This is a genomic window from Methylobacterium sp. J-059 (assembly GCF_022829485.1).
GTDB lineage: Bacteria > Pseudomonadota > Alphaproteobacteria > Rhizobiales > Beijerinckiaceae > Methylobacterium.
Window position 1 is genome coordinate 1 of the sequence record NZ_JAKSYA010000169.1, and the last position, 18500, is coordinate 18500.

The following is an 18500-nucleotide window of genomic DNA, read 5'->3' on the forward strand; positions in this document are numbered from 1 at the left end:
CCGCGCCATGTGGGCCGCCGAGGGCGAGGCCGCTATCCGCACCGTCGTCGATACCGCACGCCTCGCAGGCCACAGCCCATTCGGCACCATCCTCAAGACCGTCGGTGCCTGATCCCAGCCGTCACAGGCCTGGGTAATTACGCTCGGCGTGACGGCTGCGGCGCTCGCCTGGAGCGGCGCCGCCCTCGCGCTCTCGGGCGCGGCCCCGACGCCGCCGGGCGGCCAGCTCCCGGCGACGGCCCCCGGGGGCACCGAGGGCATCGCCGGCCCGCGCAACGTGGATGAGGCGATCCGCAGCGGGAATGCCTACGCGGTCCGACCCGATGGCTCTCGCAAGGTCCACCGGCGACAGCCGAGCGTCGATCCCTCCCGTCGATAGCCGGGTGGCCGACCGGCCTCGTGGTTCCGGTGGCGGTCGGCGATCCCGACGGTTGCCCCGGGGCGCCTCCGTCGGCGGAGCACTCGACGACGGAATGGAACTTGGCGAGGGAGCAGAGCTTGGCGAGGGAGCAGGGAACGAGGGCGCTGCTCGCCGCTTTGCCCGCCGACACATCCTGGGAGCGAGACGATGAGCGACGCCGACACCCCGCGACCGGGCGACGATCCGGCGCCGATCGGAGACCCGTCGCCGGGCCCCCAGGAGCCGACCGGCGATCCGATGCCCGACCTCGGCCCGACGCCGCCGATGGACGACGCGGCCGCGATCGCGCAGACCGAGGAGCAGCCGAGCTAGCGGCTCTCAGTCGACCCGCTTCCGGTATCGGTTGCCGGTCGCGTCGGTGAGGATGATCGCGGCCGTGGTCGCGGGATCGACCGCGATGGCGGCCGGCGCGGGAATGGCGTCGGCGCGGCGCATCGATTGCGCCTGATCCATCGCAACGACGCCGAGCGCCGCCACGGTGATCGCGGACCACAATCCGGCTACGGCGACGGTGGGGATCTTCGGCACGCTGGAACCCTTACGATGGATCGTAGGATGCCGGTGATCGGTTAATGAGGCCGATCCACGGCGGGCGCTCAGTCCAAAAAGACGCGGACCCCGTCGGTGTTGAGGATGTCGCGCTGGTCGGCGCACCAGCGCTCGGCGCCGACCTCCGCGATCTCCCGAGCGAGGCGCTGCCCTTCCTCGTCGATCGCGGCCTGCGCCTGCCGGTGGCCGATCGCCTTGTCGAGGGTGGGACGAACCGTCCGGAGCAGCCCGTCCGACACCGTGTCGTCGATCGTGTAGGTCTTCCGGCAGTACAGCGTGATGCCGGCCTGCGCCCCGACGATGCGCACCATCCCCTGGACCATCTCGGCCTCCTCCTCGGCCGGGGACGGCGCGGCGAGACAGGGGCCGGCGCAGAGGATCAGGGCGAAGGCGACGCGTGCGTAGGTCATCGGCGGATCCATGGCCGACGACGCTCCCTCGGCGTCGCGGCAACGTCTCAACACCCGAGGGCAACGCTCGGCTCCGTCGGCCGCTTGCGCGAGCGCCGTGACCCGACTCCGCGCGCGCCGCCGGCCGAGGCGTCCCTTGCGTCGCGGCGAGGCCCGGCCGTGGATCGTCGGCCGGGCCCGGGCGGCGCATCGGCGCCGCAAGCGGCGTATCAGAAGCGATAGGTGAAGTTGCCCTTCGCCGCATGGTCCTCGGCGCGGGACCCGACCTGCCCGGTATAGGCGATGCCGATCGTGGCGTTGGCCGAGACCCGCAGGTCGAGCCCGGCCTCGGCGACGAGGGCGTCGCGGTCGATCGGGATGCCGGCGGTCAGGAAGCTCGGTCCGGTGCCGAAGGCGAGCAGCGCCTTGGGCACGACGTCGCCGAAGGCGCGGCGGTAGCCGATCAGGCCATGGGCCGAGACCGGCGTCCCGAACCCGAGGTCGAGGCTTGTCTGCGCCCGGACGCCGGCGGTGGCCGCCCCGAGGTCGTAATCGCGGGCGAAGCTCGTGAGCGCCGCGAGGCCCCCGGTCTCCACGAAGCGGTCGCGCCCGATCGAGACGTAGGCGCCCCCGACGAACGGCTCGATGTAGCTGAGCGCCTGGACCGCCGGCGCGACGGGATCCTTCGAGACCAGCGCCGAGCGGCCCTCGCCGAGGAAGATCCGGTAGCCAATCTCGCCGAAACCCTGGATCGTCGAGCCCCCGGTGCGGGCGCTCGGCGTGTCGGTCAGCCCGGCGAACAGAGCGGTGCGGCGCGTGCGCGCCGAATTGTCGGCGTAGACCGCGCCCAGCCGCAGCGAGGCCGGGCCGAGCTCGTAGCCGCCGTAGACGCCGCCGAAGCCGCTCTCGATCGTCGCCGATTGCAGGCGGCCGGCCGTGTCGAGGCTGGTCGTGGTGTAGCCGCCGGCCACGCCGACCCGGATGCCGTTCTCGAGGCGCACGTCGCCGCCGAGCACGAAGCCCGAGGTCTGGCGGTTGAGCCCGGCGGCGTTGCCGTCGGTCCGCGCCTGCCCGAAGGCGCCGAAGCCCTGGCCCCAGAACCCGGCGACCCGCGGATCGATCACCTGCATCGGCACCGGCGACGGCGCGACGCGGCGCCCCGGCAGGTCCGCCGTGTAGGTGGCGGGCAGGGTGCCGTAGCTTAGGCTCTCGGGCGCCCCGGGGGTGGAGCCCCAGCGCATCCGGTCGAGGATCGCCTCGCGGACGAAGAACGCGGTCTCGAACTCGGCCGAGACCGTGCTCGCGTGGATGTCGCCGGCCAGCGACCCGAAGGCGCTGCGCGCCGCCTCCGGGTTGGTGGTCACGAGGATGGTCTCGTAGAGGCGGTTGCCGGCGCCGAGGCCTTCGATGCCGGCACCGACCGCGGACTGGTTGCGCGTCGTGCCGACCGAGGCGAAGGTCGTCGCGTTGCGCGACACCGAGAGGTCGACGGCGTTGGCGCCGTAGGCGAGGTCGGTCCCGATGAAGGTGTAGCTCGGGGTCGCGAGGTCGAAGCGCCCGGCGACGCCGCCGGCCGCGGTCAGGATGGTGTAGCGCTGCCCGAGCAGGCTCCGGGCTTCGGCCGCGCTGAGCGGCGCGGCGGCGTTCTCCAGCGACACCGAGACGGTGCCGCCGGCGATCTGCGCCGTGCCGGCCGCCGCGATCCGGTCGCTGCGCCCGCCCGGCGCGACCTCGACGGCGTAGAGCGAGCCGGCCGCGAAGGTCGCGTTGCCGGCGACCGTCAGCGTCCCGATGCTGTTGCCCGGCGCGACCGTTCCGCCGCCGCGGACGTTGAGGGCGCCGACGCTGCCGCCGCCGCCGAGGGTGCCGCCCGCGTTGACGTTGGCCGTCGAGGTGATGGAGCCGTTGACCGCGAGGAGGCCGCCGTTCACCTCGGTGGTGCCGGTATAGGTGCTGGCCCCGGTCAGCTCGAGCACGCCGCCGCCGGACTTCGTCAGGCCGCCCTGGTAGGTGCGCGCGAAAAAGGCCTGGTCGCGGGCGACCCGCCATCCGTACTCGGCCTGCTCGTCGGGCGTCGCCGTCGCGGGCAGCCCGTTCGTCCAGCCGCGCGCCGCCTTCGTCTGCTCCCAGGCCGCGTGCTCGGCGCTGTCCTCGACGAAGCGCTGGCGCAGGGCCGCGTCGGAGATGTTGTTCGACCAGGTGTCGGCGACGCCGGCGCCGAGGTTGGCGTCGAAGCGGCCGAGGAACTGGCCCGGGCCGTTCATCGCGCGGCCGAGGTCGATCTTGCCCCAGCCGAAGACCTCGTTCGGCACGTCGGCGGGGCCGGTCCCGAGATGGGTGGCGGTGGTCAGCAGCACGTCGCGCGCCTGCTCGTTGGTCATGTAGGCGTAGCGCTCCATCACCAGCGCCAGGGCGCCGGAGACGTGCGGGGCCGACATCGAGGTGCCGCTCTTCACCCCGTAGCCGGCCTCGCCGGTCGTGAGGTTGACCACCGTCGAGGTGATGCTGCGGCCGGGCGCGGCGATGCACCAGTACTTGGCGACGCCGCAGCGGTTGAACTGGGTCTGGTCGGCGGCATTCAGGCCCGACGCGGCGATCCAGTCCTTCTCGAGGTCCGGTTGGAAGTAGGGCAGCGCCGCGCGGATGGTCGGGTTGTTGACCCCGGCGTTGCCGGCGGCGACGACCTGGATCACGCCGGCGCGGCCCGCATCCGCGATGGCGTTGAGCCAGCTCAGCTGGCGCGTGAAGGGGGCGTAGGCGGCCGTGAGGCCGGCCAGCGTGTTGTAGTTGTCGCGCGGCGGCGGGCTGCCCCAGCTGCTGTTGATCAGCCGTGCGCCCTGCGCGACGAGGTTGCCGTAGGCGCCTTTGAAGTAGGCGTAGTCCGCGTTCGGGCCGTAGATCGACGAGTCGGTGCCGTTGGTGTTGGTCGCGATCAGCTGGGCGCCGAAGGCGACGCCGTGGGTGCCGGTGCCGTCGCGGTTGGCGACGATGGTGCCGTCGACGTGGGTGCCGTGGTCGTCGTTGACGCCGCGCACCCAGGTGCCGGGCACCGAATAGGGCTGGCCGGCGGTGAAGAAGTCCGAGCGCGTCGTGCCGCTGTCGTAGCGGAAGCTGCTCGAGGAATAGCTGCCGGTGTTGGTGATCGCCCGAGCGCGACCGGCGAATTCCGGATGCGTCCCGAGGAACCCCGAATCCACCGAGCCGACCAGGACGCCCCTGCCGGTGATGCCGCGGGCATAGGCTTGGTCGGCGTTCATCGAGGCCTTGCCGTAATCGGCGAGGTATTCCGGGGTGCGCCAGCTTGCCGGGTCGCCGACGCGACCGGGATCCTGGTAGCCGGCCGACTGCGCCAGAGCCGCCGGGGAAACCGTCGCGCACAGGGCATAGGTCAGGCCTGCGACGCCGAGCGCGCGCGGACGAAAGGTCAAGGGCATGAATGTCACCGTATTCGAGTGAAGAACTACGGCCGATGGCGGCACGCGAAGGTGCGTGTTCTTTCCGAAGAATGCGATCGACGCATTCCTTCGGGCATTCACGATGTCCTGTCGATGCGCATCGTTCTTGAACTCAGTAACGTATGAGCCTCACGTTTCCGTGACTCAAGCTGGAAACGAATGGAAATTCCGATCGCTCGGGATTGTGGCCGGGCGGCAACATTCGCGCCGTGGAGGAGCGCCCTGCCGGCCCGGCGGGCCGGCGCGGCGACAGCCGGCGGAGGGTGCCGCGACCCAGGGACCCAGCGCCCTGGCGGGAAGCGACGAAGAGCTTATCTGCGGCCTCACGGAACGATCGTTCCCGGATGCCGCGATCCGCGGACGCGTCCGGACGCGCCGGTCCGTCGTGTGCGTCCCGAGGGTCCGGCGTCCGGTTCGTCGAGGGCAAGCACGTCGAAGCAAGATCCGGAGCGCCCGGTCCGACACGGTCGGATCGCGCTCCGCGGTCGGGGAGAGGTGCAGACCCAGCCGATGTCAGAGACCGATCCGGAAGCCAACCGCTTTTCCGCCCGCGCCAGCCGCTACGCCCGCGTCGGCGCCAATGTCGGCGGCGTCGCCGCGCGGATGGCGGGCGCACGCCTGTTCGGCAAGGAGGGCACCACCAACGCGGCGGCGCTCGCCCAGGCGCTCGGCGGCCTCAAGGGCCCGATCATGAAGGTGGCGCAGCTGCTCGCCACCGTGCCCGACCTGCTGCCGCCCGAATACGCGGCCGAGCTGCAGAAGCTGCAATCGGATGCGCCGCCGATGGGCGCGGCCTTCGTCAAGCGCCGGATGCAGGCCGAGCTCGGGGTCGGCTGGCAGGCGCGGTTCGAGCGCTTCGACCTGAAGCCCGCCGCCGCCGCCTCGCTCGGCCAGGTCCATCGCGCCACCGCGCTCGACGGCACGGCGCTCGCCTGCAAGCTGCAGTACCCGGACATGCAGTCGGCCGTGGAAGCCGACCTGAAGCAGCTCGAGGTCGCCTTCGCCCTGCACCGGCGGATGAATTCCTGGCTCGACACCCGCGAGATCGCCAAGGAGATCGGCGCCCGGGTGCGGGAGGAGCTCGACTACGCCCGCGAGGCCAAGCACGGCGCGCTCTACGGCGCCGTGCTCAAGGACATCGCGCAGGTGCGCGTGCCGGCGATCCACGAGGACCTCTCGACCAAGCGCCTGCTCACGCTCGGCTGGCTCGACGGCGAGCGCATCCTGAGCTTCACCGAGTCGCCGGTCGAGATCCGCAACCGCATCGCGCAGGCGATGTTCAAGGCGTGGTGGCACCCGTTCAGCCGCGCCGCGGTGATCCATGGCGACCCGCATCTCGGCAACTACACCGTGTTCTCGGAGGGCGGCGCGGGGGACCGGGAGCCGCAGGGCATCAACCTGCTCGATTACGGCTGCGTGCGGATCTTCCATCCGCGCTTCGTCGGCGGCGTGGTCGACCTCTACCGCGGCCTCCTCACCGACGACATGGCCCGGATCGTCCACGCCTACGAGGTCTGGGGCTTCAAGGACCTCGACAAGGAGAAGATCGAGATCCTCAACATCTGGGCGCGGTTCATCTACGGGCCGCTGCTGGAGGACCGCACGCGCACCGTCGCCGACGGGGTGAAGCCGGGCGAGTACGGCCGGCGCCAGGCCTTCGAGGTGCACCAGGCCCTCAAGGCGCGGGGCCCGGTGACGGTGCCGCAGGAATTCGTGTTCATGGACCGGGCCGCCGTCGGCCTGGGCGCGGTGTTCCTGCACCTCAAGTCCGAGCTGAACTACCACCGCCTGTTCGAGGCCGAGATCGAGCGCTTCAGCCTCGACGCCCTCGCGGCGCGGCAGGCCGAGGCGCTCGGCGCGGTGGGGCTGGCCCTGCCGGCCTGACCGGGGCGGCGGGCCGCGGAGGCGGCCTTCGCCGGCTCACGATCGCGTGTTCGGCGGGTGTTTTGTGCGCAAGTGAATTGAGGCCCAAGCGAAGCCGTGCGATGCCGGTTGCGGCCGATTGCGGCAGCAATAAGCTTGGGCTAAACCCGCACCCATCGAGAGTGGTAGCGTCGAGGACGAGCGCACGATGGCCGATACGAAGGGCGTTTCCGGGGTGGCCTACAGCCCCGCGATGGACGCGAAGACGCACGAGCAGACCTATCGGGGATTCGTCCGCTTCGTCGAGATCGCCACCGGGGTGGTGATCTGCTGGGTGCTCGCGCTGGCGGTCGGCGGCATCCGCGAGGCGTGGCTCACGGCGATCCTCGGCGTCGTCCTGTCGAGTGCGGCCGGCGCGCTCGGCGCCTTCGCGCCGAACATCGGCTGGCGCGCGCCTTGCGTCGTGGCCATCCTGATGGCGCTCTACCTCGCCTTCGCCTGAATGCTCGTCCTCTCCATGAGGCCGGGACGGTCCGCGCCCCGCGCCCGGGCCTGCCATTACAATCGTAACGCTTCCGTCAGTCCGTCCGTTCAACCCGCCTCGAAAAGCCGTTCCATTTCGCGCATTCGGGAGCGGTCCATCGAGGGGAAATCCTGAATGCGCATCGCTGTCCTGTCGGAGACCGATTCCGCGGAACCGCGGGTCGCGGCGGTGCCCGAGACGGTCAAGAAGTTCCTGGCGCTCGGCGCGGACGTGACCGTGCAGTCGGGCGCCGGGCTGAAGGCCGGCATGCCGGATTCCGAGTACGAGGCCGTCGGCGCCTCGGTCGCGGCCTCGGCCGAGGAGGCCGCCCGCGACGCCGACCTGATCCTCAAGGTCCGCCGCCCCGCCGCCGACGAGCTGAAGCTCCTGAAGCGGGGCGCCGTGGTCGTCGCGATCATGGACCCCTACGGCCGCGAGGCCGAGCTGCAGGCGATGGCCGAGGCCGGCGTCGACGGCTTCGCCATGGAGCTGATGCCGCGCATCACCCGTGCGCAGGTGATGGACGTGCTCTCGAGCCAGGCCAACCTCGCTGGCTACCGTTCGGTGGTCGACGGTGCCTCCGAGTACGGCCGCGCCATGCCGATGATGATGACGGCGGCCGGCACCGTGCCCGCCGCCCGCGTGTTCGTGATGGGCGTCGGCGTCGCCGGGCTCCAGGCGATCGCCACGGCGCGCCGCATGGGCGCGGTCGTCACCGCCACCGACGTGCGCCCCGCCACCAAGGAGCAGGTCGAGTCGCTCGGTGCGAAGTTCGTCGCCGTCGAGGACGACGAGTTCAAGCAGGCCGAGACCAAGGGCGGCTACGCCAAGGAGATGTCGGCCGAGTACCAGAAGAAGCAGGCCGAGCTGGTCGCGACCCACATCGCCAAGCAGGACATCGTCATCACCACGGCGCTGATCCCCGGGCGCCCGGCGCCGAAGCTCGTCTCGGCGGCGATGGTCGCCTCGATGAAGCCTGGCTCGGTGCTGGTCGACCTCGCGGTCGAGCGCGGCGGCAACGTCGAGGGCGCCAAGCCCGGCGAGGTCGTGGTGAACGATCGCGGCGTGAAGATCGTCGGCCACCTCAACGTCGCCGGCCGCCTCGCGGCGAGCGCCTCGGCGCTCTACGCGCGCAACCTCTACGCCTTCGTCGAGACCCTGGTCGACAAGGAGTCGAAGGCTCTGGCGATCAAGTGGGACGACGAGCTCGTCAAGGCCACGAACCTGACCCACGACGGCGCCGTCGTGCACCCGTCCTTCCAGCCGAAGGCCGACGCGGCGGTCGCCGACCGCCCGCAGGACGCGCCGCAATCCGAGCAGGCCTCGGTCGGGCTGTCGAAGACCGGGGTGTCGCAGTCACCCAGCACACAGGCAACGGGCGCGGCGTAGGCCGGTCGCGAGGAGCATAACGATGGCCAACATCCCCCCCGATCAGGCGGTCGACCAGACCCGCGTCCTCGCCGACACCGCGCGCTCGGCCGCCGCCGCCGCGCGCAACGCCGCCGACCAGGCCCAGGCCATCGCCGACGGCGTCGGCCACGGTCTCAGCGCCGTGACCCACGGCGCGGTCGACGCCACCGTGTTCCAGCTCGCGATCTTCGTGCTCGCGATCTTCGTCGGCTACTACGTGGTGTGGTCGGTGACCCCGGCGCTGCACACGCCGCTGATGTCGGTCACCAACGCGATCTCGTCGGTGATCATCGTCGGCGCGATCCTGGCCGCCGGCGTGCCCCTGATCGAGAAGGGCACCGGCTGGGCCCGCGCTTTCGGGTTCATCGGCATCGTGCTGGCGAGCGTGAACATCTTCGGCGGCTTCCTGGTGACCCAGCGCATGCTCGCCATGTACAAGAAGAAGGCCTGAGACATGTCCCAGAACGTCTCCGCCCTTCTATACATCGTCTCGGGCGTCCTGTTCATCATGGCGCTGCGGGGGCTCTCGCACCCGACGACGTCGCGGCAGGGCAACCTCTACGGCATGATCGGCATGGCCCTCGCCGTGCTCACCACCCTGGTCGGCCATCCGCCGGCCGGCGCGGCCGCCTGGCTCCTCGTCTTCCTCGGGCTCGCCATCGGCGGCGGCGCGGGTGCGGTCATCGCCAAGCGCGTGCCGATGACGGCGATGCCGCAGCTCGTGGCGGCCTTCCACTCGCTCGTTGGCCTCGCCGCCGTCGCGGGCGCGGCGGCGACCCTCTACGCGCCGCAGGCGGTGGGCATCCTCGAGAACGGCCACATCCACAAGGAGTCGCTGTTCGAGATGGCGCTCGGCGCGGCGATCGGCGCGATCACCTTCACCGGCTCGGTCATCGCCTTCGCCAAGCTCGACGGACGCATGTCCGGCAAGCCGATCATGCTGCCGAGCCGCCACCTCATCAACATCGGCCTCGCGGTGGCGCTGGTCGTGCTGATCGCGGTGTTCATCGGCGGCGAGAGCAAGGTCGTGTTCTGGCTGATCGTGCTGCTGTCGTTCGCGCTCGGCGGCCTGCTCATCATCCCGATCGGCGGCGCCGACATGCCCGTCGTCGTCTCGATGCTGAACTCGTACTCGGGCTGGGCCGCGGCCGGCATCGGCTTCACGCTCGGCAACCTCGCGCTGATCATCACCGGCGCGCTGGTCGGCTCCTCGGGCGCGATCCTGTCCTACATCATGTGCCACGCGATGAACCGCTCGTTCATCTCGGTGATCCTCGGCGGCTTCGGCGGCGACGCGGCTGCGGCCGGCGGCGGCGAGGTCGAGACCCGGCCGGTCAAGCAGGGCTCGTCGGACGACGCGGCCTACATCATGAAGAACGCCGAGCGGGTCATCATCGTGCCGGGTTACGGCATGGCGGTGGCGCAGGCCCAGCACTCGCTCCGCGAGATGGCCGACCTGCTCAAGAAGGAGGGCGTCGACGTGAAGTACGCCATCCATCCCGTCGCCGGCCGCATGCCCGGCCACATGAACGTGCTGCTCGCCGAAGCCAACGTCCCCTACGACGAGGTGTTCGAGCTGGAGGACATCAACGGCGAGTTCCCGCAGGCCGACGTGGCCTTCGTGATCGGCGCCAACGACGTCACCAACCCGGCCGCCAAGACCGACAAGACCTCGCCGATCTACGGCATGCCGATCCTCGACGTGGAGCGGGCCAAGACCGTGCTGTTCATCAAGCGCGGCATGGGCTCGGGCTACGCCGGCGTCGAGAACGAGGTGTTCTTCCGCGACAACACGATGATGCTGTTCGGCGACGCCAAGAAGGTCGTCGACCAGATCCTCAAGAACCTCTGATCCGGGCTCCCCGGGGTCGGGGTCGAAGGGCGGGCAGCGATGCCCGCCCTTTTTTCGTCGCGCAGCCCTCGCGTCCTCGGCGGCGGCCCGCGGGAATGGCGCCGGAGCGTCCTCAAGCGAGGCGGATCCCGGCTCGCGTGAAGAAAACGCGCACTCTCAGCGCGATGGAGCATCGTCCGTGATCCCTGGATCACGGACGATGCTCCAGGCATGACAGACGTCGAGCGGGGCCCTACAACGCGCAACGCCGACCGCCGATCCGGCGCGATGGATCTCCAACCCGGGGCTGGCATGTCGCCCGAGACTTCCGATCCCGATCGACTGGCCGAGTTGGAAGCGTTCGCCGTCCTCGACACGGCACCCGAGGAAGCCTTCGACGACGCGGTGCAGATCGCCCGCACGATCTGCCTCGCCCCCGTGGCCCTGGTCAGCCTCGTCGCCGCCGACCGGCAGTGGTTCAAGGCCCGCGTCGGCTTCCCGCGCTGCGAGACCGACCTGAACGCGTCGGTCTGCAAGTACGCGCTCGGCGAGCCCGATCTCCTCGTCATCCCCGACCTGACGCTGGACTCGCGCACCCGCGACAACCCGCTGGTGACCGGCGATCCGCGGATCCGCTTCTATGCCGGGGCGCCGCTGCGCACGACGAGCGGCAGGGCGCTGGGCAGCCTCTGCGTGATCGACAATGTGCCCCGGCCCGACGGCCTCACCGAGGAGCAGGCGGACGCGCTGCGGCGGCTCGCGCGGCAGATCATGATCCTGATGCGCGAGCGGCGCCAGCTGGTCCGCCTGCGGGCGGAGGAGCGCCTGACCCGCGCCGCCTCGATCCGCCGGGCGGCCCTGATCGAGCTCGGCGACCACCTGCGCGACGTGGCCTCGGTGGCGGCGATGACCGCCAAGGCGGCGGCGATCGTCGGGCGGACGCTCGATGCGAGCCGGGCCGGCTACGGCGAGATCGACGCCAGCGGGGCGCAGGTCACCGTCCTCGAGGACTGGACCGCGTCCGGCGCCGGCAGCCTCGCCGGGACCCATCGCTTCGCCGATTTCGGCCGGCTGGGCGCCTCGATCGAGCGCGGCGACGCCCTCGTCGTCCGCGCGGTCGCGGACGATCCGCGCACCGCCGCGTTCGCGACTCCGTTCGCGGCGCTCGCCATCGGCGCGATGCTCGACGTGCCGGTGCGGGAGCGCGGGCGCACGGTGGGGCTGTTCTTCGTCCACGCCGCCGCGCCGCGCGACTGGCTGCCGGAGGAGATCGCCTTCGCCCGCAACGTCGCGGACCGGGTCCAGGTCGGCATCGGCCGCCTGCGGGCCGAGGAGCAGCAGGCGGTGCTCAACCGCGAGCTCAGCCACCGCATGAAGAACACGCTGGCGATGGTGCAGGCCATCGCGATGCAGACCATGCGCAACGCCACCGACCTCGAAGCCGCCCGCGACGCCCTCGCCAACCGGCTGATCGCGCTCGGCAAGGCCCACGACATCCTGCTCGACGGCACCCGCGAGAGCGCCAGCCTGGAGAAGGTCGTCCACGGCGCGCTGACGATCCACGACGATGCCCAGGCGGGCCGCCTGCGGCTGTTCGGGCCGCACGTTCAGGTCGGCTCCAAGGCCGCCCTGTCGCTGTCGCTGATGATCCACGAGCTGGCGACGAACGCCGCCAAGTACGGCGCCCTCTCGACGCCCGCGGGCTTCGTGGTGGTGGACTGGTCGATCGACCCGGAGGGCCGCGAGCCGATGGTCCGGCTGCGCTGGGCCGAGAGCGGTGGGCCGCGGGTCGCGCACCCGACCCGGATGGGGTTCGGCAGCCGCCTGATCGAGCGCGGCCTCGCCGGGGCGATCGGCGGCGAGGTCCGCCTGACCTACCCGCCCGACGGCGTGCTGTGCGAGCTGGCCGTGCCCCTGGCCGGGATGGAGGCCGACGAGTAGCGCCGACGCCCGCACGCGGACCGGGATTTGGCCGCCGTTGCGGTCTATGGTGCGCCCCGTGTCAGCCCTGCTTCCAGAGTCCCGCGCCTTCCTCGGCGTCACCCGGTCCATCCTCGGGCGGCCGTGGCGGGAGCGCTGCGCCGACCCGGCCGCGCAGGCCTACGCCGCCACCATGGTCCAGGCCCATGGCCTGCCGGAGCTGCTGGCCCGCGTGCTTGCCGGGCGCGGCGTCCGGCCGGACGGGTCGGAGGCCTACCTGCGCCCGCGCCTGCGCGACCTGATGCCCGACCCCGCCTGCCTCGTCGACATGGAAGCCGCCGCCGATCGCCTCGCGCGGGCGGTGCGGCAGGGCGAGAGCGTCGCGGTGTTCGGCGATTACGACGTCGACGGCGCCGCGAGCGCGGCCCTGCTGGCCGGATACCTGCGCGCGCTCGGCGTGCCGACCCGCATCCACATCCCCGACCGGATCACCGAGGGCTACGGCCCGAACACCGCCGCGGTCGCCGCGCTGGCGGGGGAGGGGGCGACCCTGCTGGTCTGCGTCGATTGCGGCACCAGCGGGCACGGGCCCCTGGCGGAGGCGGCGCGGATCGGCCTTGACGTGCTCGTCCTCGACCACCACGGCGCCCCCGAGCTGCTGCCGCCGGTGCGCGCGCTGGTGAACCCGAACCGCCTCGACGACCTGTCGGGCCTCGGCCATCTCTGCGCCGCGGGCGTCGTGTTCCTGACGCTGGTGGCCCTGGCCCGGACGCTGCGGGCGGAGGGGGCCTTCGCCGCGCGCCCCGAGCCGTCGCTGACCGACGCCCTCGACCTGGTGGCGCTGGCCACCGTCGCCGACGTGGTGCCGCTGACCGGCCTCAACCGCGCCTTCGTGGTCCAGGGGCTGACCGTGATGCGCGCCCGCGGCCGCCACGGCCTCGCGGCGCTCCTCGATGCCGCCGCCCTCGACGGGCCGCCGGAGGCGTGGCACCTCGGCTATCTGCTCGGCCCCCGCATCAACGCCGGCGGGCGCATCGGCGACGCGGGTCTGGGCGCGCGCCTGCTCACCACCGACGACCCCGCCGAGGCCGCCCGCATCGCGGTCGAGCTCGACCGCCTGAATCGCGAGCGCCAGGCGATCGAGGCGCAGGCCGTGGCGGAGGCCGAGGCCGAGATGGACCACGCCCTCGGCCGCGACCCCGATCGCCCGGTGCTGGTCGCGGGCAGCGCCGAATGGCATCCGGGCATCGTCGGGCTGATCGCGGCGCGGCTCAAGGAGCGCTTCGGCCGACCGGCCTTCGCCTTCGCCCTGCGGCCGGACGGGACGGCCACCGGCTCGGGGCGCTCGATCGCCGGCGCCGACCTCGGCCACGCCGTCCGCGCCGCCGTCGCGGCGGGTCTCGCGACGAAGGGCGGCGGCCACGCCATGGCCGCGGGCGTGACCCTCGCCGGCCCCGACCTGACGCGCTTTGCCGCCTTCCTCGCCGCGGACCTGGCGGACGCGGTGGCGCAGGCGCGCGCGGTCGAGGCACTGCTCGTCGACGGCACGGTCAGCGCCGGCGGCGCCACGGCCGAGACCGTCCGCCTGATCCAGCGCGCCGGCCCGTTCGGGCAGGGGGCGCCGGAGCCGGTCTTCGCCCTGCCGCGCCACCGCATCGTCGATGCCGGCCTCGTCGGCCACGGCCATGTCCGTGCGCGCCTGCGCAGCCGCGACGGGCAGGCGGTCGGCGCGATCAGCTTCCGCAGCGCGCAATCGCCGCTCGGGCAGGCGATCCTGGCGGGCATCGGCTCGGAGTTCCACGTCGCCGGCACGCTCGCCTGCGACCGCTGGCGCGGGGCCGAGCGCGCGCAGGTCCGCATCTGCGACCTAAGCCCCGCCGCGTGATCGCCGCCGCCCCGCGCGATGCCGGTCCGTCCACTCTCGCGACATCGTTAACGCGGCGTGGAGGCGCGCGGCCCTAAGCTGCGCGCATGCGCTCCTTCCTCCCCGCCGTCGCCCTTCTCCTCGCCGCAGCGCCGGCGCTCGCCGGCGGGGCCGAGGAATTCTTCATGGGCCGCCCGCCCTCGGCCGGCGTGGTGCAGGGCGGCGTCTTCGGGGCGGGCGGCTCGGACTACCTCGGCGAGATGCGCGACGAGCGGTTCGCGGCACCGCGCACGGTGCGGCCCGCCCGGAGCGCCCGCCGCGTCGTGCACGCCGCGCGCGTCCGGCCCGGCGATGCGTCGCCGGTCGTCGCACGGCCCTACTTCAAGCCCTGACACGGTTCTCGCGCGATCGAAGGGAGGCCGGATCCGGCAAGCCCGCGAAGCCCGGATCCGCCCTCCCGAAGCCACCCGCCGGATCGTCGTGACGCGATCGTCCCGATCCGGCCCAGCGTTTCATCCGCCGTGCCGCGTGGGGCCCATCACGTCGTGAGGGTCAGGGGCGATCCATATGAGCTTCACGCAAGATCAGACCGTGCCGAACCGGCGGCCTGTATTGCTGGAAGGCGTCTTCTATCGTCATGACGTTGCGTTTCGTTGCCGTCGCGGCCGCTCTCGTCATCGGCGTTTCCGCCCCCGTCTCGTCCGCGCGCGCGTTCAGCTACGAGGCCCCCGTCGACCGCTTCGCGCCGCCGTCCCCCTCTGACGACCTGACCACGGGTTCGGTCGGGATCGGCGTCGACGGCACGCCGCGCACCGGCGGGTGCGTGCCGAGCTCGGCGAGCGAGGGCGACGCCAACCGGCAGACCCGGCCGGTGAGGCAGTACGGCCAGACCAGAGGCGGCAGCCGTTGCTGAGCGGGACGCGGACCGGGATCGAGACCATGACGCTGTTCGACGACGCGATGATCGGCGCCTTCGTCTGCGGCCTCGTCGTCACCGCCTACGGCTCCGTCAGCGTTCCGATTTCGCTCTGACGGACGGCGCCCATCGTTCTCGCGAGCCGAAGAGGACGCGGTCCCCTCTCCCCAGCGGGAGAGGGGCCGCGCTGAGCTTCGACGATGCATCCGCGCCCTCGGCCGGGACGCCGCGGCGCGCCGCCGGCTGCCGCCGCCCGAAGTCCAGACCGTCAGGTTTCGAACATTGGAATGTAACCAGATGTATCAAGGTTGCGAAAAACATACAAATTGACAAAATCGCCAGCTTGACCATAAGATGATGTCGCGGCCTATGGTGATGAATTCTAGGTGAATGTCTTTTTCAGACTTGATTAAACCGCCCGGCCCTAGCACCCGTAGCCACGGCGACGGACCTGGCGTCCGCGACGCACCGGAGGCCTGAGGGCCGCGCCCGGTCGTTCGCAGGCGGTCAGGTCGCGAGGCGTCGCCCCGCTTTGCCAGGACGGCCGACGATGCACGACATCTCCGACGAACGCGGTGCCGACGACGCGATCGGGCCCGTGGCCGGCGATGCCGTGCCGACGCCCGAGCGGCGGCCGCGCGGCGGCGACCGGCGGCTCGATCCGGAGACGCGGCGCCGGATCGGGCGCAGCCTGCGGGTGCTCTACGCGGGCCTGCTCGCCCAGCCGATCCTCGAGCGGTTCGAGGCGCTCGTCGCGGAATTCGCCGCCCGGTCGGAAAAGGAGTCCGCGCGATGATCCAGGCCTGTGCCCCCGTCGGAACGCCCGCCGGCGCCGACGCCGAGATGCGCGACCTCCTGCTCGGCGCGATCCCGGCGCTGCGCGCCTTCGCCTTCTCGCTGACCTACGATTTCGACCGCACCGACGACCTCGTGCAGGACACGCTGATGCGGGCCTGGACCAAGGCCGAGAGCTTCCGCCGCGGCACCAACCTCACGGCGTGGCTGTTCACGATCCTGCGCAACCTGTTCTATTCCGAGCAGCGCAAGCGCAAGCGCGAGATCGAGGATGCCGACGGCGGCCATGCCGGGCGGCTGACCAGCCTGCCCGAGCAGGAGGTCCGCGTGGAGATGCGCGCGTTCCAGAGCGCGCTGAACCTGCTGCCGCTGGCCCAGCGCGAGGCGCTGGTCCTCGTCGGCGCGCAGAGCTTCACCTACGAGGAGGCGGCCGAGATCTGCGGGGTCGCCGTCGGCACGATCAAGAGCCGGGTCAGCCGCGCGCGCGGGCGGCTGATCGAGAGCCTCGGCATGGACGACGCCGGCGACGTCGGCACCGACGCCCGCACCCGCGCCGCCCTCGACGCCCGCTGATCGCCGCCCCGGATCGGGGCGGGGGCATGACGTCGCGGCATGTTCGCTGAGGTTCAAGTTATCGTTGAGGTTTCGGGAATATAATTCTCGGGCAGGACCATAATCGAAACGAAGGCTTTACGGATCTGCAAGACATCGCATCGTAGACCCTCCCCTTGGGAGCTCTGCGATGCGATGGAAGCTCGGCGGCGGTATCGCCGCAATTGTGATGCTCGGTGCGGTTTGCGGTCCGGCCGCGAGCGGACCGGCGGCGCAGCGGGCCGCCTGGCGCGAGGCCTATGCCCCGCCTTCCGCGATCCCGTTCCCGGAGACCAATCCCTACGCCCAGGCCAAGGCGGAACTCGGCCGGAAGCTGTTCTTCGATCCGATCCTGTCGGCCGACCGCGACCGGGCCTGCGTGACCTGCCACCTGCCCGACCTCGCCTGGGCGGACGGGCGCAAGCGCGCGCCGGCCCGCAACGATTCCGACATGGACCTGCGGACGCCGAGCCTGCTCAACATCGCTTGGCAGGAGGGCCGCCTCGGCTGGGACGGCAAGTTCCGCGACCTCGAGAGCGTCGCCTTCGTCCCGATCAGCGCGCCCGGCAACATGGGCCTGCCCGCCGACGACGCGGTGGCGCGCCTGTCGGCGGATGCCGCCTATGCCGCCGCCTTCGCCGAGGCCTTCGCCGATCCCGGCGTCACCAAGGACCGGATCGAGGCGGCGCTCGCCACCTTCCAGCGCCTGATCGTGTCCGGCGTGAGCCCGTTCGACCGCTGGATCGCGGGCGACGAGACGGCGATCCCGGTCGCCGCCAAGCGCGGCTTCGACCTGTTCAACGGCCGCGCGAACTGCGCCGCCTGCCATGGCGGCTGGGCCTTCACCGACGGCTCGTTCCACGACATCGGCACGGCGACCGGCGCGGATCTCGGACGCGGGCGCTTCGTGCCGAGCTCGGAGGCCCTGCGCTACGCCTTCAAGACCCCCGGCCTGCGCGAGGTCGCCGGCCGCGGCGCCTACATGCATGACGGATCGATCGCGACGCTGGAGGCGGTGATCGATCTCTACGACCGCGGCGGCATCGCACGCCCGAGCCGCTCGCCGGAGATCCGCCCGCTGAACCTCACGAGCGCGGAGAAGGCCGACCTGCTGGCCTTCCTGCAGACGCTCACCGCGCCGGCCGGGAACGACCGCGCCCTCGCGGACCTGACCGGCGACGCGCCGAAGCCGTAACCGGGCCGGACGGCGGGCGCGGCCCCCGATGCGTCCGCGGCGGCGTCGCCGGCAGCATCGTCGCGCGCCCCTCGATCCACCTCGCTGGGGAATGCCCTAGCGGAACAGCGGCAGCCCAGCGCCGAGCAGGGCGAGGCCGGTCACCAGAAGCACGCCGCCGCAGGATTCGAAGGTGGCGGCGCGCAGGCCCGCACGCGGCGCGAAGCCGGCCAGCCCGATCCCGGCACCGAGGCTCGCGAGACTTGCCAAGCCGATCATCCGCAATCCCCCCACGCTTGGTCCGGCCGGCGATGTCGGGTTCCGGCCGCGCCAGGATCGCCGGCCAACACTGAGCGAACTCTTGCGCGGCGGTCCGAAGAGCTGGGAATCCGCGTCCATGCTGAATGGCGCGTTGCCCGGCACGGCGCCCTAGACGGGATTCGCTTTCAGCCGATTCTACCCGGCACCCACAGCGTTAACCTTTTCGACACGGACGTTAACAAACCCTTGGCAAAATCCGGCGGCTTAGTTCTAAATGCATCGGTAAGCACTGTTCTGACCCGTTGTGACGAGGCTTCGATGCGGACCTTTGAGTGGCGTTGCTCTTCTCCGTTTCTTGCCGGCGCCCTAGCCCTTCCCGCGACCCTGCTCGCCAGCAGCGAGGCCAGCGCCCATGTGAAGTGGTTCTGCGCCTACGACGTCGCCGGCCAGCCCCGCGGCCTCGAGCAGGTGCTCTGCCTCGACTTCGAGTGGCTCGTCGGCCTGTCGGTCCTGTGCCTGATGTTCGGGTGCCTCGCCG

At 71.8% G+C, this 18500-nt stretch carries 17 protein-coding genes and 1 pseudogene; 14 read left to right on the forward strand and 4 right to left on the reverse strand.

Annotated elements, in window-relative coordinates; genetic code table 11:
• The first annotated feature begins 568 nt into the window (after positions 1-568).
• Positions 569-733: a hypothetical protein gene (locus MKK55_RS25760; protein WP_187274755.1), complete on the forward strand. Its 165-nt coding sequence runs from the start codon at positions 569-571 to the stop codon at positions 731-733.
• 6 nt (positions 734-739) lie between these two features.
• On the opposite strand, the gene MKK55_RS25765 is transcribed toward MKK55_RS25760, so the two are convergent.
• The 3 genes from MKK55_RS25765 to MKK55_RS29140 all read right to left on the reverse strand — a co-directional run bounded on the left by MKK55_RS25765 (position 740) and on the right by MKK55_RS29140 (position 4793).
• On the reverse strand, positions 740-949 hold the full coding sequence (locus MKK55_RS25765; RefSeq protein WP_147843038.1) for a hypothetical protein: 210 nt from the start codon (positions 947-949) through the stop codon (positions 740-742).
• 68 nt (positions 950-1017) lie between these two features.
• A complete protein-coding gene (locus MKK55_RS25770; RefSeq protein WP_147726540.1) occupies positions 1018-1380 on the reverse strand; it encodes a hypothetical protein in 363 nt (120 codons plus the stop codon).
• Between the two features lie 209 nt (positions 1381-1589).
• Positions 1590-4793, reverse strand: coding sequence for an autotransporter serine protease (locus MKK55_RS29140; protein ID WP_279596369.1), 3204 nt, complete (start codon positions 4791-4793; stop codon positions 1590-1592).
• A gap of 531 nt (positions 4794-5324) precedes the next feature.
• On the opposite strand from MKK55_RS29140, the gene MKK55_RS25790 reads away from it, so the two are divergent.
• From MKK55_RS25790 to MKK55_RS25845, 12 genes are all read left to right on the forward strand, one after another.
• Positions 5325-6698, forward strand: a complete 1374-nt coding sequence (locus MKK55_RS25790) for an ABC1 kinase family protein (RefSeq protein ID WP_147726542.1) — start codon at positions 5325-5327, stop codon at positions 6696-6698.
• 187 nt (positions 6699-6885) lie between these two features.
• On the forward strand, positions 6886-7179 hold the full coding sequence (locus tag MKK55_RS25795) for an aa3-type cytochrome c oxidase subunit IV (RefSeq protein WP_147726543.1): 294 nt from the start codon (positions 6886-6888) through the stop codon (positions 7177-7179).
• A gap of 156 nt (positions 7180-7335) precedes the next feature.
• Positions 7336-8589 (forward strand): Re/Si-specific NAD(P)(+) transhydrogenase subunit alpha, encoded by a 1254-nt coding sequence (locus MKK55_RS25800; protein WP_243938380.1) that lies wholly within the window; start codon positions 7336-7338, stop codon positions 8587-8589.
• 22 nt (positions 8590-8611) lie between these two features.
• Positions 8612-9061 carry an NAD(P) transhydrogenase subunit alpha gene (locus MKK55_RS25805; RefSeq protein WP_147726547.1) on the forward strand — a complete coding sequence of 150 codons (450 nt, stop codon included), beginning with the start codon at positions 8612-8614 and terminating at the stop codon, positions 9059-9061.
• Positions 9062-9064: 3 nt separating this feature from the next.
• On the forward strand, positions 9065-10462 hold the full coding sequence (locus MKK55_RS25810) for an NAD(P)(+) transhydrogenase (Re/Si-specific) subunit beta (protein ID WP_147726549.1): 1398 nt from the start codon (positions 9065-9067) through the stop codon (positions 10460-10462).
• A 267-nt stretch (positions 10463-10729) separates the two neighbouring features.
• Positions 10730-12382 (forward strand): sensor histidine kinase, encoded by a 1653-nt coding sequence (locus tag MKK55_RS25815; protein ID WP_243938382.1) that lies wholly within the window; start codon positions 10730-10732, stop codon positions 12380-12382.
• 46 nt (positions 12383-12428) lie between these two features.
• Positions 12429-14246, forward strand: a complete 1818-nt coding sequence (gene recJ, locus MKK55_RS25820) for a single-stranded-DNA-specific exonuclease RecJ (RefSeq protein ID WP_147858907.1) — start codon at positions 12429-12431, stop codon at positions 14244-14246.
• A gap of 86 nt (positions 14247-14332) precedes the next feature.
• Positions 14333-14617: a hypothetical protein gene (locus MKK55_RS25825; protein ID WP_243938384.1), complete on the forward strand. Its 285-nt coding sequence runs from the start codon at positions 14333-14335 to the stop codon at positions 14615-14617.
• A 245-nt stretch (positions 14618-14862) separates the two neighbouring features.
• Positions 14863-15138 (forward strand): hypothetical protein, encoded by a 276-nt coding sequence (locus MKK55_RS25830; RefSeq protein WP_243938386.1) that lies wholly within the window; start codon positions 14863-14865, stop codon positions 15136-15138.
• A 553-nt stretch (positions 15139-15691) separates the two neighbouring features.
• Positions 15692-15937 (forward strand): hypothetical protein, encoded by a 246-nt coding sequence (locus tag MKK55_RS25835; RefSeq protein WP_243938388.1) that lies wholly within the window; start codon positions 15692-15694, stop codon positions 15935-15937.
• On the forward strand, positions 15934-16509 hold the full coding sequence (locus MKK55_RS25840; RefSeq protein ID WP_147844126.1) for a sigma-70 family RNA polymerase sigma factor: 576 nt from the start codon (positions 15934-15936) through the stop codon (positions 16507-16509). The genes MKK55_RS25835 and MKK55_RS25840 overlap by 4 nt, the downstream gene beginning before the upstream one ends.
• 169 nt (positions 16510-16678) lie before the next feature.
• Positions 16679-17722 carry a cytochrome-c peroxidase gene (locus tag MKK55_RS25845; protein WP_243938390.1) on the forward strand — a complete coding sequence of 348 codons (1044 nt, stop codon included), beginning with the start codon at positions 16679-16681 and terminating at the stop codon, positions 17720-17722.
• A 96-nt stretch (positions 17723-17818) separates the two neighbouring features.
• Here MKK55_RS25845 and MKK55_RS25850 read toward each other — a convergent pair whose 3' ends face one another.
• Positions 17819-17971: a hypothetical protein gene (locus MKK55_RS25850; RefSeq protein ID WP_187274756.1), complete on the reverse strand. Its 153-nt coding sequence runs from the start codon at positions 17969-17971 to the stop codon at positions 17819-17821.
• A 309-nt stretch (positions 17972-18280) separates the two neighbouring features.
• On the opposite strand from MKK55_RS25850, the pseudogene MKK55_RS25855 reads away from it, so the two are divergent.
• Positions 18281-18500 (forward strand): annotated as a pseudogene (locus MKK55_RS25855) (hypothetical protein); the annotation flags it as partial.